14 protein-coding genes, 1 tRNA gene and 1 other RNA gene are annotated in these 14,480 nt (G+C 57.1%); 7 read left to right on the top strand and 9 right to left on the bottom strand.

Annotated features, from left to right (window positions below):
• Positions 1-16: 16 nt before the first annotated feature.
• Positions 17-92 (bottom strand) — tRNA-Ala (locus ERE07_RS18240).
• Positions 93-332: 240 nt separating this feature from the next.
• On the opposite strand from ERE07_RS18240, the gene argG reads away from it, so the two are divergent.
• Both argG and ERE07_RS18230 read left to right on the top strand, forming a co-directional pair.
• A complete protein-coding gene (argG, locus tag ERE07_RS18235; protein WP_130010485.1) occupies positions 333-1,670 on the top strand; it encodes an argininosuccinate synthase in 1,338 nt (445 codons plus the stop codon).
• 106 nt (positions 1,671-1,776) lie between these two features.
• Positions 1,777-2,622, top strand: coding sequence for an aldo/keto reductase (locus tag ERE07_RS18230; protein WP_130010484.1), 846 nt, complete (start codon positions 1,777-1,779; stop codon positions 2,620-2,622).
• A gap of 60 nt (positions 2,623-2,682) precedes the next feature.
• Here ERE07_RS18230 and argF read toward each other — a convergent pair whose 3' ends face one another.
• The gene (gene argF, locus ERE07_RS18225; RefSeq protein WP_130010483.1) at positions 2,683-3,624 is read right to left on the bottom strand and encodes an ornithine carbamoyltransferase; all 942 of its coding nucleotides are present in this window, start codon (positions 3,622-3,624) and stop codon (positions 2,683-2,685) included.
• Between the two features lie 106 nt (positions 3,625-3,730).
• On the opposite strand from argF, the gene ERE07_RS18220 reads away from it, so the two are divergent.
• Positions 3,731-4,039 (top strand): DUF3579 domain-containing protein, encoded by a 309-nt coding sequence (locus ERE07_RS18220; protein WP_130010482.1) that lies wholly within the window; start codon positions 3,731-3,733, stop codon positions 4,037-4,039.
• A gap of 39 nt (positions 4,040-4,078) precedes the next feature.
• Here ERE07_RS18220 and ERE07_RS18215 read toward each other — a convergent pair whose 3' ends face one another.
• Complete coding sequence (locus ERE07_RS18215) at positions 4,079-4,525, bottom strand: winged helix-turn-helix transcriptional regulator (RefSeq protein WP_130010481.1); 447 nt, start codon at positions 4,523-4,525, stop codon at positions 4,079-4,081.
• A gap of 174 nt (positions 4,526-4,699) precedes the next feature.
• Between ERE07_RS18215 and ERE07_RS18210 the strand changes: the two genes are divergently transcribed.
• Together ERE07_RS18210 and ERE07_RS18205 are read left to right on the top strand one after the other, a co-directional pair.
• Positions 4,700-5,863, top strand: a complete 1,164-nt coding sequence (locus ERE07_RS18210) for an MFS transporter (protein ID WP_245153778.1) — start codon at positions 4,700-4,702, stop codon at positions 5,861-5,863.
• Positions 5,864-5,958: 95 nt separating this feature from the next.
• Positions 5,959-6,765, top strand: a complete 807-nt coding sequence (locus ERE07_RS18205; protein WP_130010479.1) for a class I SAM-dependent methyltransferase — start codon at positions 5,959-5,961, stop codon at positions 6,763-6,765.
• A gap of 2 nt (positions 6,766-6,767) precedes the next feature.
• On the opposite strand, the gene ERE07_RS18200 is transcribed toward ERE07_RS18205, so the two are convergent.
• Positions 6,768-8,135: a sodium-dependent transporter gene (locus tag ERE07_RS18200; protein ID WP_130010478.1), complete on the bottom strand. Its 1,368-nt coding sequence runs from the start codon at positions 8,133-8,135 to the stop codon at positions 6,768-6,770.
• Between the two features lie 147 nt (positions 8,136-8,282).
• On the opposite strand from ERE07_RS18200, the gene ssrA reads away from it, so the two are divergent.
• Positions 8,283-8,649, top strand: a transfer-messenger RNA (tmRNA) gene (ssrA, locus tag ERE07_RS18195).
• A 27-nt stretch (positions 8,650-8,676) separates the two neighbouring features.
• Here the strand turns inward: ssrA and ERE07_RS18190 are convergent.
• The gene (locus tag ERE07_RS18190) at positions 8,677-8,961 is read right to left on the bottom strand and encodes a site-specific integrase (RefSeq protein WP_130010477.1); all 285 of its coding nucleotides are present in this window, start codon (positions 8,959-8,961) and stop codon (positions 8,677-8,679) included.
• Between ERE07_RS18190 and ERE07_RS18185 the strand changes: the two genes are divergently transcribed.
• Positions 8,939-9,241, top strand: a complete 303-nt coding sequence (locus tag ERE07_RS18185; protein WP_342366251.1) for a cupredoxin family protein — start codon at positions 8,939-8,941, stop codon at positions 9,239-9,241. The genes ERE07_RS18190 and ERE07_RS18185 overlap by 23 nt on opposite strands.
• A gap of 104 nt (positions 9,242-9,345) precedes the next feature.
• On the opposite strand, the gene ERE07_RS18180 is transcribed toward ERE07_RS18185, so the two are convergent.
• The 4 genes from ERE07_RS18180 to fusA all read right to left on the bottom strand — a co-directional run bounded on the left by ERE07_RS18180 (position 9,346) and on the right by fusA (position 14,275).
• Positions 9,346-10,080, bottom strand: a complete 735-nt coding sequence (locus ERE07_RS18180; protein ID WP_167670983.1) for a rhodanese-like domain-containing protein — start codon at positions 10,078-10,080, stop codon at positions 9,346-9,348.
• Positions 10,081-10,209: 129 nt separating this feature from the next.
• Entirely contained in the window at positions 10,210-10,719 is a 510-nt protein-coding gene (locus tag ERE07_RS18175; protein ID WP_130010474.1) for a GNAT family N-acetyltransferase, read from the bottom strand.
• Positions 10,706-12,067 (bottom strand): alanine/glycine:cation symporter family protein, encoded by a 1,362-nt coding sequence (locus ERE07_RS18170; protein WP_130010473.1) that lies wholly within the window; start codon positions 12,065-12,067, stop codon positions 10,706-10,708. Before ERE07_RS18170 ends, ERE07_RS18175 begins: the two co-directional genes overlap by 14 nt.
• Before the next feature lie 105 nt (positions 12,068-12,172).
• Positions 12,173-14,275 carry an elongation factor G gene (fusA, locus tag ERE07_RS18165; protein ID WP_130010472.1) on the bottom strand — a complete coding sequence of 701 codons (2,103 nt, stop codon included), beginning with the start codon at positions 14,273-14,275 and terminating at the stop codon, positions 12,173-12,175.
• Positions 14,276-14,480 lie beyond the last annotated feature (205 nt).

Below are 14,480 nucleotides of genomic sequence, written 5' to 3'. Positions count from 1 at the left end.
AGTCGGGCGCGGATTCTGGTGGAGAAGAGGAGGATCGAACTCCCGACCTCTGCATTGCGAACGCAGCGCTCTCCCAGCTGAGCTACTCCCCCAAGCAAGAATATTAGTTTAGCAAAACGCGCTGTGTTCTGCATATTTTTGCCGCCTCACGTTGGCTGAATAGACTGGCCTGATCGCCTGCGGGCCGTGATGTCTCGGTCACGCTGACCCACCGGCACCGCACAGCCATGCCGGCTGGCTGGGTACGCCACGGAATTTGGCGCCGAAAGGGGCGGGGATATAATGTCGGGTTACCTGTTTATTGAATTCTTTCGCAAGGCCTTAGACCACCCATGAGCACCATACTCGAAGACGTTCCCGTCGGCCAGAAGGTCGGCATAGCTTTTTCCGGCGGCCTGGACACTAGCGCGGCCCTGCTGTGGATGCGCAACAAGGGCGCCATCCCCTATGCTTATACCGCCAACCTTGGCCAACCCGACGAAACCGACTACGACAGCATTCCTCGCAAGGCCACGGAATATGGTGCCGAGGGCGCGCGTCTGGTGGATTGCCGGGCGCAGCTGGTGGCAGAGGGCATTGCTGCGTTGCAGTGCGGTGCATTCCACGTCTCGACCGGCGGGGTCACTTATTTCAACACCACGCCCATTGGCCGTGCGGTCACCGGCACCATGCTGGTCGCCGCCATGAAGGAAGATGATGTCAACATCTGGGGCGACGGCAGCACCTACAAAGGCAATGATATTGAGCGCTTCTATCGATATGGATTGCTGACCAATCCAGAACTCAAGATCTACAAGCCTTGGCTCGACCAAGTGTTTATCGACGAGCTCGGTGGCCGTTCTGAAATGTCGGAATACATGCGTGCCGCAGGCTTCGATTACAAGATGTCCGCCGAAAAGGCCTATTCAACCGATTCCAATATGCTGGGCGCCACGCACGAAGCCAAGGATCTGGAGTTCCTGAATTCCGGCATCAAAATTGTGCAGCCCATCATGGGGGTGGCGTTCTGGCGCGACGATGTTGCCGTCAAGGCTGAGGAAGTGCGCGTGCGCTTCGAAGAAGGGCGCCCCGTGGCGCTCAACGGTGTTGAGTACAGCGACATGGTCGAGCTGATGCTTGAAGCCAATCGCATTGGCGGGCGTCATGGGCTGGGTATGAGCGACCAGATCGAAAACCGCATCATCGAAGCCAAGAGCCGTGGCATTTATGAAGCACCGGGGATGGCATTGCTGCATATTGCCTACGAGCGTCTGGTCACCGGTATTCACAACGAAGACACCATTGAGCAATATCGCATCAACGGTCTGAAACTTGGCCGTTTGCTGTATCAGGGCCGCTGGTTCGATCCTCAATCCATCATGCTGCGTGAAACCGCCCAACGCTGGGTGGCCGGCGCCATCACGGGCGAGGTCACGCTGGAACTGCGTCGCGGCAACGATTATTCGCTGCTCAACACGGAGTCGCCCAACCTGACCTACAAGCCGGAGCGCCTTACCATGGAAAAAGGCGACTCGATGTTCTCGCCGCGCGACCGCATTGGGCAACTCACCATGCGCAATCTGGACATTGTTGATACGCGGGAAAAGCTGTTCACCTACAGCAAGGCAGGCCTGCTGTCGCCGGCGTCGGGTTCGGCATTGCCGCAGCTCAAGGACAAGTCCGACGCCTAGCAACAGGCCATTGCGGTACCCTGCGGTGATATCCACGATGCTGGATATGCCGCCCGGCCGCATCCATCAACATCGTCGCGTTGTCGATCAACCAGGCAGGAAAGACATGCAATATCGATCATTTGGAAGCACCGGACGGCAAGTGTCCGTCATCGGCCAAGGCACTTGGTATATCGATGACGGCCATCGGGGTAGGGCGATCGAAGCCCTGAAGGCCGGCCTTGACGCAGGCATGACACATATCGACACCGCGGAGATGTACGGTTCGGGCGCGGCGGAGGCGGTGGTCGGAGAGGCCATCCGGGGGCGACGCGATGAGGTTTTTCTGGTTTCCAAGGTATTGCCGGGTAATGCCTCGCGGCGTGGCGTGCGCGAGGCATGTGAGCGTTCGCTCAAGGCGCTGGGCACCGATTATCTGGACTGCTATCTGTTGCACTGGCGTGGCTCGATTCCGCTGAGTGAAACCTTCGAAGCATTCAGTGATCTGGTTCAGGCCGGCAAGATTCGCGCATTTGGCGTAAGCAATTTCGATGTCGATGATCTGGAAGAAGCCTATGCGCTGGTCGGACCAGGCAAACTCGCCTGCAATCAGGTGCTGTATCACCTGAAGGAGCGGGCCATCGAGCATGCGGTCATTCCCTGGTGCCGGCGGCATGATGTCGCTGTGGTGGCCTACAGCCCTTTTGGGCATGATGATTTCCCTGAGCCAGGCACAGAGGGAGGGGATGTGCTCGAGGCGATCGCGGCATCCCATCAGGCCACACCGCGGCAGGTGGCGCTGGCTTTTCTTACGCGTGCCGAGGGCATCTTTGCCATTCCAAAGGCCTCGTCGGCCAAGCATGCGTCAAGCAATGCGGGCGGAGGAGCGATGACGCTTGGCGACCACGAAATTGCGCGCCTGGAGGCGGCCTTTCCGTTGGGTTCGCAGCCGGATTATCTGCCGATGATTTGATGCCGGATCGCCGGCCTGAGGGCAGATGCCTGCGTGCCGGGCGATCGGGATACAGAAGGCTTAGTCGCTGACCTGACCCAGCAGCAGGAACTCCATCAGCGCTTTCTGGGCATGCAGGCGGTTTTCCGCTTCGTCCCAGACCACGCTTTGCGGGCCGTCGATCACATCGCCGGTGACTTCTTCGCCTCGATGAGCAGGCAAGCAGTGCATGAAGACGGCTGAAGGATCCGCGACGCCCATCATGTCGGCATCCACACACCAGTCTGCAAACGCCTTGCGGCGCTCCTCGTTTTCGTCTTCGTAGCCCATGCTGGTCCAGACATCGGTCGTGACCAGGTGCGCGCCGCGGCAGGCTTCCATAGGATCTGAGAATTCACGCAGTACATCTGCGCCGGGTTTGCCGATGCGGGCGGCCTCGAGGCGATATCCGCTGGGCGTGGAAACATGCAGGCGGAAACCCAGCAGTTCGGCTGCTTGCAGCCAGGTGTAGGCCATGTTGTTGGCATCACCTATCCAAGCTACCGTCTTGCCCTCAATAGAGCCGCGATGTTCAATAAAAGTGAAAATATCGGCCAGAATCTGGCAGGGGTGAAATTCGTTGGTCAGCCCATTGATGACGGGAACGCGGGAGTGCGAGGCAAAGCGTTCGATGCGGGTTTGCTCAAAGGTGCGGATCATGACAAGGTCAACCATGCGCGAGATCACGCGCGCGGTGTCCTCGATAGGTTCCGAGCGGCCCAGTTGCGAGTCGCCAGTGGTAAGGTGTATGACGGAACCCCCCAACTGGTACATGCCCGCCTCGAACGAAACACGTGTGCGTGTGCTGGCTTTTTCGAAGACCATTGCCAGATTGCGGTCGTGCAGGGTGTGATGAGGCTCGTAGCGCTTGAACTTGTTCTTGATGAGCCGGGCGCGGTCTAGAACGTACTGGATTTCGGTTTTAGACAGATCGCGAAATTGCAGGAAATGCCGTAATGGGCCAGTTTGCGTCGAGGCGGACATAGAAAGCCTTGAGTAAAAGAACTATCTTACCTTATCGGATACAATTCTGGCCGCAGGGATGGATTTGGTCCGCCTCAAAAGGGCGGTTAATTGTCCGTGGAAGTTTATGACACAACGTGTGCAGCAATTGGTTATTCACGGCCTTACAACCGAAGGCCAACGGTTTCGCCCCAGCGACTGGGCTGAGCGCCTCGCCGGCGTCATGTCGCAGTTCAGGCCTGCAGGTTCGGTAGGCGGCCATCTTACTTATTCCCCGTACGTCGTCCCGGTTGTGCTTGAGGGCGTGCGTTGCGTTGTCGTGGATCATCGCCTGCGCGATCTCGAGCCGCTGGCCTGGAAGTTCGTCTGTGGGTTCGCCGAAGACAACAAGTTGCAGACTTCCGAGCAGGAAATCGAGACCCCGCCACGCCCCTAGCGGGCTTTTTTTATTTCAGCACGGCGCTACGGCCTGAGCCTACCATTGCTTTCGCACTTCCGCATTTTCGGGTGGCAGTGCGGTACCGTCACTGGCGTGTGGCGCCATCAATGGTATTGCCTTGCCGGTGCGCTTGTCGACCAGCTCTGAATGCCGTTCTCCACGCACGAACAAGTGCTGTTCCCCCCACTGCCTTAGTGCCACCACGATCGGAAACAGGCTTTCCCCCTTGGCCGTTAGCACGTACTCCTGATAGGCAGTGCCGTCTGAGGCGGCCTGGTTTTCCAGAATGCCTGCATCCACCAGTTTGCGCAGACGGTCTGACAAAATGTTGCGCGCCACGCCCAGGCTGCGCTGGAAATCACTGAAGCGGCGCAAGCCATCGAATGCATCGCGCACGATAAGCAGCGACCACCGATCCCCGACGATATCGACCGAGCGTGCAACGGGACACGACTCGTGGTTGAAGGATTTTCTGCGCAGCATGGCGTCTCCTGACGGGTAATAGACGATGTTATTGGTTGCATTTTAAAACCACATACTCTAGCATTCAATTGGTTTTGTTTTAAAACCAGATTGAATGGATAACAGATCATGGAAACTCCTCTCAATTCAACCGCAGCGTCGTACCCAGACATTGGCACAGCGTCGCCAACACAAATGCCACATAGCCTGGTGCTGCTGTTCGCTGTAGCCAGCGGTTTGAGCGTGGCGAACGTGTATTACGCGCAGCCGTTGCTCGATGCCCTCGCGCTGGACTTTGGTATCAGCTATGCGGCAGTCGGGGGTGTGATCACGGCGACGCAGATCGGTTGCGCGCTGGCGTTGCTGTTGGTGGTGCCGCTGGGTGATAGCGTGGATCGCCGCCGGTTGATGGCGTTGCAACTGTTGGGGCTGGTGGCGGCATTGGCGGTGGTGGGCACGGCGCAATCAGCCACGATGTTGCTGGTTGGTATGCTCGCCGTCGGCATGTTGGGCACGGCTATGGCGCAAGGGCTGATTGCCTATGCAGCAAGCGCTGCTGCGCCAGACGACCAAGGCCGCGTTGTGGGCGTTGCGCAAGGTGGTGTGTTTATAGGGCTGCTGATGGCCCGTGTGTTCGCTGGCGGCGTGAGCGACTTGGCTGGTTGGCGCTGGGTATACCTCTGCGCTGCCGCATTGATGCTCGCGGTTGCGCTACCGCTATGGCGACGGCTGCCGTCTTTGATCAGGCAGCCCGGCGCCATGCGTTACCCGAGCCTCATCGCGTCTATGTTCACGCTATTGTGGCAGGAACGAGTGCTGCAGATCCGGGGCGTGCTGGCACTCCTGATGTTTGCGGCATTCAACATTTTCTGGAGTGCGCTTGTGCTGCCTTTGAGTGCCCCGCCTTTTTCATTTTCACACACTGCCATTGGAGCCTTCGGGCTGGTGGGCGTGGCGGGCGCATTGGCGGCTGCGCGCGCGGGGCAATGGGCGGACAAGGGGCTCGGTCAACGTATCAGCGCGGCAGCGCTGGTCTTGCTGGTGCTTGCGTGGTGGCCGCTGTCGCTGATGACCTGGTCGCTCTGGGCGTTGGTGGTCGGGATCGTGCTGCTGGATTTGGGCGGGCAGGCGCTGCATGTCACCAACCAGAGCCTGATCTTCCGCACCCGGCCCGAAGCGCATAGTCGTCTGGTTGGTCTCTACATGCTGTTTTATGCGGCTGGCAGTGGATTGGGCGCTATCAGTACCACGGCGACCTATGCTTATGCAGGCTGGCAAGGGGTCTGTATCCTGGGAGCCGCTGTCAGCTTTCTCGCACTGGTGTTCTGGTGGGCAACTTGGAATGTAAGGCCATCGTGATATACCTTACAATATAGCGCTTTCGGCAACTGATGCCGGGGCCGTGTCCTTGCGTGTCAGCTTGAATCAGAGAACCTTTACCTACACGATGCCGTATGACGATCGAGAGTTTTGACTTTGCAGAAAGCTATCGCGAACGCTATCGCCAGTCTACCCGCCGCCCAAAAACACCCCAGGACTGGGACGCTAGGGCGCGCAAGATGTCGCGTGACTGTGTCGGCCCGGACAGTCCCTATGTTCAGGCTTTTATCTCGCACATGGATTTGCGCGGTGTGGAAAGCCTGCTGGATGTCGGTTGCGGCACGGGCGCAATCTGTCTGCCCGTCGCCAGAAGGCTCAAACAGGTTTATGCGCTGGATTTCAGCCCAGGGATGCTTGAGGTGCTCAAGATCAGTATCAGAACGTTGGTGATGAACAACGTGCGCTGCATCGAGCGTGCCTGGGATGATGAGTGGGATGATGTGCCAGCCTGCGACATTGTCGTGGCATCGCGGTCGATGGCACTCGCTGATCTCGACAAGGGCTTGCGCAAGCTGAGCGCCAAGGCCAAAAAACGCGTCTACACCACTCATATGGTTTCGGATCATTTTGTGTCCGATGAAGCCTTTCATCAAATTGGCCGCAAGAGTCCTGTGTTTCCCGATTACATCTATGCCTTGAACCTGCTTTATCAACAGGGCTACCGGGCTTCGGTCGATTTCATCAAGCCTCCCGTCAGTCATGTTGGCGCCGATCAGTTGGAGGAAAACGAGTTTATCGAGGCTGTCCGTTGGTCCGCAGGCGAATTGTCCCGAGAGGATAAGAAAAAGCTCAAGGCGTATTACCGGAAAAATGCGCCACAAGGGCTGATTGGAATGCCACAGGATAAGACCTGGGCATTCATTTCATGGGAGACTTGCTGAGTTCAGAATAGTTTCAGCCCCTTGCCCATGATCAGCAGGATCAGAATGGGCGAGATATATCGCAGCAGTATGAAAATGGCATTGGCAAGCTGCTGGTTGGCGAGCAGGCCATCGTTCGACAAGGCGGCCCGAAAGTTGTTTCTTCCCCAGACCCACCCCACAAACAGGGCGATGAAAATGCCGCCGACCGGCAGCACAATATTGGACGACAGAAAGTCAAATAGCTCGAACAAATTCAGTCCGGCGATTCGTGTGTTGGCCAGCAGGCTCTGGCTTAATGCGGCGCCGGCAGAGGGGAGTGCCAGTAGCGTTAGCGTCAGCGCTGTTGCGCGTCGGCGAGAAATGCGCAGCCGTTCATGCAGAATGGCGACAGGCACCTCGATCAGGGAAAGCAGCGCGCCGGTAGCGGCGACGGCGGTCAGCACAAAAAACGCCGCCATGAATGCCTGTCCCATGGGGAGTTGTGAAAACACCGCAGGCAAGGTGATGAACACGAGAGACGGGCCCGCTTCCGGCGCAAAGCCAAACGTGAACACTGCAGGGAAAATAGCAATGCCAGCCAAAAGCGACACCGCCATATCCGCGCACATCACCCGAAAGGCTGTCACGGGAATATTTTGTTCGCGCTTGAAATAGCTGCCGTAGGTCATCATCGTGCCCATGCCGATAGACAGCTTGAAAAATGCCAGCCCCATGGCCGTCAGTACGGCGGTGGTGGTGAGCCTGGAAAAATCTGGCTTGAATAGGAAGGCCAGGCCTGTTGCGGCCTGCTCAAGCGAGAGGCTCACGCCGCACAGCACCAGCAGCAGCAAGAACAGCAGCGGCATCAGCCGCTTGGTGACTGCTTCGATTCCTTTGGTAACCCCCATTGTCAGGATGCCGCCGATGAGGCCCAGCACGACCCATTGCCATATCAGACTGCGCAGCGGGTGTTGTATCAGCGCCTCGAAGGCTGCCGCCGTGACGTTGGGGTCGCTGCTTAGCAGAGTGCCTCCCAAGGCCTTGATGACATAGGCAAACACCCAGGCTGCCACTTCAGAATAGAACGAGACGATCAAGAAACTGCCGATCATTCCGGCTACACCGATCAGCCACCAAGGGCCTTGATGAGGCGCTATCGTCTGCAGGGCGGTGATCGGATTGGCGTGTCCGCGCCGCCCGATGGCAATCTCGGCAATCATCACCGGTAGTCCGATGGCCAGCGTTGCCAGGAGATAGATCAGCAGAAATCCAGCGCCACCATTTGCGCCAGTTAGATAAGGCACTTTCCAGATATTTCCCAGGCCGACTGCCGATCCCAGGGTGGCCGCCAAAACGCCGAAGCTGGACGTAAAGCTGTCGCGGTGTTGCTTCTTGATATCAGAACTCATGAATGCGTGACGCGGTGAGGGCGCGGTCTGGTTTGGGCCGCACCTCCACAAAAGCATAATTGTATCGCTGGATGTTGCTGCGCCACCCAGGATAACCGGCATGTTGCAGTTTCATTATGCAAAAAATGCCGGTATAATGGTTCTTCTGGGGTCGATCCGGCTTCGACGTGGGTCACGAAACAGAGCAGGGCATGTCGAGCACCAGTAAGCTCGTAAATCCACTGGAAATCTATAAACGCCAACGACGAGCGTTTCGCTTTAGCCGCTTAATGCGGTAAGCCGCTGCACTGATTTGTCTTTGGGTCAGGTAGGGTAAAACTTACAGCAGCGTCATTTACAAAGAATCGGGTCTGGCTGGGTCACTCAGTCTGATCTTAAATTAATGTGAATCGCCAAGGAAGGGCCTGTTGGTTGGCATGATCCGAGGTTAAAACTTTAAAGTTAACCGACTACACATGTAGAACTGCCTGCAGAGGGCTTGCGGACGGGGGTTCAATTCCCCCCGACTCCACCAGTCAACACTACGCTGCACTATGTAGCGCTAGATGGGGCCGATAGAAATATTGGCCCTTTTTAGTGCCTGGTGGTGTGGCAATTCACACCGATCAGACTGAACTCGCACCTTCTGATAGTTGGCATCAATCCATTTCCCGTAGACCTTGAAGACCATTTCCACATCTTCATGGCCCATCTGGCCAGCCAGCCAGCCAGAATGAATTCCTTCGGCTCTACCCCATAAGAAAGATACCGTTTTTTGGGCCTGCAGCGCTTCAATAGCAATTGCCGACAGCTCAATGTCGCGGATGCGGTTTACGCCGAGTGACATTGAAGTCAACGCCGGTGGAACCGTTCGTTTCCTTATCAAGAACACAGGCAAGATTCCTCACGAACTGGTGATTGGAACCATTGCCGACCTCAAGGCCCATGCGGCCGAGATGCAAAAAATGCCCGGAATGCAGCACGCGGAGCCGAATATGATCACGCTGGCCGCAGGTAAGGTTGGCGGCTTGGTGTGGCACTTCAATCAGGCGGGCACCGTTGACTTCGCGTGCCTGATTCCGGGTCATATGGAGGCCGGAATGGTCGGGAAGGTAAAGGTCAGCTGATCATTTTTCCTTGGACCGGCAGAACTAGGCTGCGCGAGCGTAGTCGTTACGCGCTGCCGGTCACTGATCACTCCTGCCCGTCCGGGGCTTTGAACGCTTCTGGATCAGTCTTCGCCTTCAATAAACATTTTCTCCTTCTGCACAGCGTACGTCCATGGCAGTCCCGCGTTCTTCCACCCATTCATCGTTCGCTGACCTTTATCCGGGCCGGATTTGCGCTTATCGCCTTCAAAGCCCTCTACGATGGTATATACCTTTGTATAGCCGTCTTCCGCCAGCCGATCAGCTGCGAGCGCGCTGCGCGTGCCTGATCGGCACATGACGATAACTGTATCGTTCTTGGACAGTTTTTTATCCTCCAGACGGCGGTTTACTTCGGGCACAAAGCTTTGCACCGGCTCAACTTTGTAAGTATTGCGCTTGTCGTCCCAGGACCAAAATGGATCGTGCTCAACATATGGCACCAGGCCATCCACGCCTTCAGGCATGCCAACATACACCGCCTCCGCCCTTGTTCGCACGTCGATAAACAGGGTGTCTGAGGGATTTTCTTGAATCTTGTCCCAGGCTTGTTGAGGGCTCAGGTACAGGCCAAGATGTGTTTGCTTGTCTTTGGGAATATCCGCAGGTGCCGCAGCAAGAACGATGTTTGTGTAAAAACTGAGAAGCAAGGCTGCCATCAGCAAGTGAATGCGTTTCATATCTCTCCCGGCAATAGCTATTGTGTATTTACTATATAAGCTTATTCCATATAGTAATAATAATTCATTGACGGGTAAACAGGCTGCTGCTCGACCGGCAGGCTCTTGTCGGGCCTTCTTGTGCTGTTCGTCTGACACATCAGGCGCGCCAGGGGGGATGGGTGGTCGCCATACGCCGCCAGCCATGCAGCCCGAGTGTGGGCCTCGTCCTGAAACACAAGGTGGTGGACGGTGCTTTGTACGGCTAGGACGCGGTGGCGAAGATCGCTAAAGTGTCAGCTTGAGCCCTTCATGCGACGCAACGAAACCCAACTGCGCGTAGAACCGCAGTGCGTCAGTGCGTTGCTTGTCACTCGTCAGTTGCACAAGTCCGCAACCCGCTGATCGGGCGATGTCGATGGCGTGGGCCAGCAGTTGTTGGCCGATCCGGTAGCCTCGATGTTTGCTGCTGACTCGTACGCTTTCGATCTGGCCCCGTAGCATGCCGCCGCGCGACAGCCCCGGGATTAGCGTTAACTGCAGCACGCCAACGACTTCTTCACTGAGCGTGGCAACGATCAACGCATTGCCTTTCTGGGCGGCCATGGCCTCCCAGGCGGACAGGTAGTTGGTCATGAGCTGGGGGCCATCGCGGTTGGCCCCCAGCGCGTCATCAGCCAGCAGTGCGACGATGGCGGGAATATCCTCGCGCCGGGCCTCGCGGAACCCAAGCGCGGAGGCTGCGGAGGATGCAACGCTGCGCTTGGCCTTCGACGCATTCTGGTCAGGCTGGGGCATATTGTTTGCGGTCTGTGAAGTATTCTCGCGTGAGACTGACCACGACAGGGCTGAGCAGCAGCAATCCAATGAGATTGGGAATAGCCATTAGCCCGTTGAGCGTGTCTGCCAGCAGCCAGGCGAAATCAAGCTGCGCAATCGCGCCAAGCGGCACGGCAAGCACCCAGATGGCGCGGTAGGGGAAGATGGCGCGTGTGCCCACCAGGAATTCCCAGCATTTCTCACCGTAGTAGCTCCATCCCAGAATCGTGGTAAAGGCGAAGATCACCAGCGACAGTGTCAGGATGGCGCCACCATAACCCGGCATGGCTGATTCAAATGCCATTGAGGACAGCTCCGCACCGCTTTCGCCGCTGGTCCATACTCCGGAACACACAATGGCCAGGCCCGTCATGGTGCAGATGATGAGCGTGTCGATAAATGTACCTATCATGCCTATCAGGCCAGAGCGCACCGGGCTGCGTGTGGTGCCTGCAGCCTGGGCGATACCCGCAGTGCCCAGTCCCGCTTCATTGGAGAAGATGCCGCGCGCAACGCCAAAGCGAATGGCCGCCATGACGGCAGCACCCGCAAAACCGCCTGTGGCGGCGATAGGCGAGAAAGCATGCGTGAAAATGAGATTGAAGGCGCCGGGAATGGCGTCTATATTGATGATCAGCACCGCGATGCTGGCAATGACGTAAGCCACGCACATAAACGGCACGAGCGCTGCCGCGACAACGCCGATACGTTTGATGCCTCCCAGAATCACCAGGCCGACAACAACCATGGTGACTACGCCGGTAATCCACATCGGCACTGAAAAGGTTGCCTGCAGGGCATGTGCCATGCTGTTTACCTGCACCATGTTGCCGATGCCGAATCCAGCCAGGCCGCCGAAGATGGCGAATGCGCCACCGAGCCATGCCCAGCGTTTGCCCAAGCCGTTCTTGATGGCATACATGGGGCCGCCCACGTGTTCGCTGCGACCATCTTTTTCGCGGTAATGCACGGCCAGCACGACTTCACAGTACTTGGTGGCCATGCCGACCAGTGCCGTACACCACATCCAGAACAGCGCGCCCGGTCCACCGAGCGCGATCGCGGTGGCAACGCCTGCAATGTTTCCGGTACCCACTGTGGCGGCCAGACAGGTCATTAATGCCTGGAAGGGGCTGATCTCTCCGGTGGCTTCGTCACCCTTGCTCCGACCTTTCCACATCAGCGCAAAACCAGTGCCGATACGCATCAAGGGCATGAACTTGAGTGTAAGCATCAGGAAAAAACCTGTGCCCAGTATGAATACCAGCATGGGCGGGCCCCAGACGAGCCCGTTGACCTGGTTCACTAGCGTGTTGAGGAATTCCATCTGTACGCATTCCGTATATTTTTAACGGGCAAATGCTAACACCAGATGCCTGTGCAGGTGTACCCCCTGTTTTTGGATTTGTGCTGGTTTCAATGCTTGATTACGCTATGTGGCATGCGACACAGCAATCTCTCGAGCAACGCTGCCAGGCGCTTGCGCGTAGTGTTTGAACGCCATCGTATAGTTGGCGCGCCCTTGTGTGGCAGACCGCAGAACCGTTGAGTAACCGAACATCTCCGAGAGCGGCACTTCGGCCCGGATTGCTTTGCTGCCCACGGTAAGATCGCTCATGCCCTGCACGGCGCCACGCCGCGACGACAGGTCGCCCATGACATTGCCGGCATATTCTTCAGGCGTTTCCACCTCCACCGCCATGATGGGTTCAAGAATGACGGGCAGGGCATGGCGGCAGGCGTTCTTGAAGCCGAGAATGCCGGCCATCCGGAATGCCTGCTCGGACGAGTCCACGTCGTGATACGAACCATAGGTAAGATGCACTTTGACATCAACCACCGGAAAACCCGCCAGCACGCCGCTGTTCAAGGCTTCCGCCACACCTTTTCGCACGGCGGGAATGAACTCGCGCGGTACGACGCCGCCTTTGATTTCATCGAAAAATTCAAAGCCCTTGCCGCGCTCGTTTGGTTCGACCGTGAGCACGACATGGCCATACTGCCCCTTGCCACCTGACTGTCGTACAAACTTGCCTTCCATGTCGGTGACTTTTTGGCGTATGGTCTCGCGGTAGGCAACTTGCGGCTTGCCGACGTTGGCCTGCACGCCAAATTCTCTTCGCATTCGGTCGATGATGATCTCCAGATGCAACTCACCCATGCCAGAGATAATGGTCTGGCCTGAGTCCTCGTCGGTGCGCACATGAAAGGAGGGATCCTCCGAAGCCAGCCGTTGCAGGGCAACGCCCATTTTTTCCTGGTCTGCCTTGGTCCTGGGTTCTACTGCCTGCGCGATAACCGGATCGGGAAATGCCATGCGTTCCAGTGTGATGGGGGCATGGATGTCGCACAGTGTTTCGCCGGTGGTGACTTCCTTGAGGCCGACACAGGCGGCAATATCGCCGGCATGAAGTTCATCAACTTCCAAACGATCGTTGGCACGCATTTGCACGATTCGGCCGATACGCTCTTTTTTGCCGTTGATCGGGTTGTACACGGTGTCGCCTTTTGAAAGAATGCCGGAATACACGCGCACAAATGTCAGTTGGCCGACGTAGGCATCCGTCATGAGCTTGAACGCCAGGGCAGAGAACCGTTCATCATCGGCGGGCCGGCGGGTGACGGGATTTCCGTCGTCGTCCACACCGGCGACCGGCGGTATGTCGTCTGGCGAAGGCAAGAACTCGATGACCGCATCAAGTATGCGCTGTACACCTTTGTTCTTGAAGGCGGAGCCACACAGCATGGGCTGGATTTCTCCGGCAAGCGTGCGGATGCGCAGACCGCGCACAATATCCTCGTCCGGCAGTGTGCCGTGCTCCAGATAGTTGTCCATCAGCGTTTCGTTGGCTTCCGCGGCTTCTTCTACCATGCTGTAGTGCCAGGTGGCGGCCAGATCCCTGAGTTCGGCGGGGATGTCTTCGAAAGTGAACACCACCCCTTGCGTACTGTCGTCCCAGAAAATGGCTTTCATTTTGATCAGGTCGATTACGCCAACGAATTGATCTTCGGCGCCGATCGGCAGCACAACGGGCACGGGGTGCGCATGAAGACGATCTATCATCGTCTGCCGCACATGGAAAAAGTCGGCGCCGACACGATCCATTTTATTGACGAACGCCAGTCGAGGCACTTTGTTCTTGTCGGCCTGACGCCACACCGTTTCGGACTGCGGTTGTACGCCGCCCACGGCGTCATACACCATGATGGCACCGTCGAGCACGCGCATGGACCGTTCGACCTCAATGGTGAAGTCCACGTGCCCCGGCGTGTCGATAATATTGATGCGATGTTCCGGCAGGTTGTGATCCATGCCTTTCCAGAAACAGGTCACGGCGGACGACGTAATCGTAATGCCGCGCTCTTGTTCCTGTTCCATCCAGTCTGTCACCGCGGCGCCGTCGTGAACTTCGCCCAGCTTGTGGCTGACCCCTGTATAAAACAGAATGCGCTCTGTTGTGGTGGTTTTTCCAGCATCTATATGCGCGGAAATGCCGATGTTTCGATAGCGCTCGATGGGTGTGTGACGGGCCATGATGGAATCCAGAGTCATTAAATTGATCGGCGCGAGGCTTTTTGCAATGATATGCCCGCAGGCCTTACAAACACCCACATGCAATGCAGCCGCGCCGTTTCGATGTTTGTATTGTTTTAATTATATAACGATCACTATAATAATTAAACCATGCTGTAATCAAGACTTCTGTACAGTCGGCGCCAACGTGTACGTGCCGGTCTGT

The sequence above is a fragment of the Allopusillimonas ginsengisoli genome (assembly GCF_004153455.1).
Classification (GTDB): Bacteria; Pseudomonadota; Gammaproteobacteria; order Burkholderiales; family Burkholderiaceae_B; genus Allopusillimonas; species Allopusillimonas ginsengisoli.
This window is presented reverse-complemented; position numbering and strand designations above follow the sequence as displayed.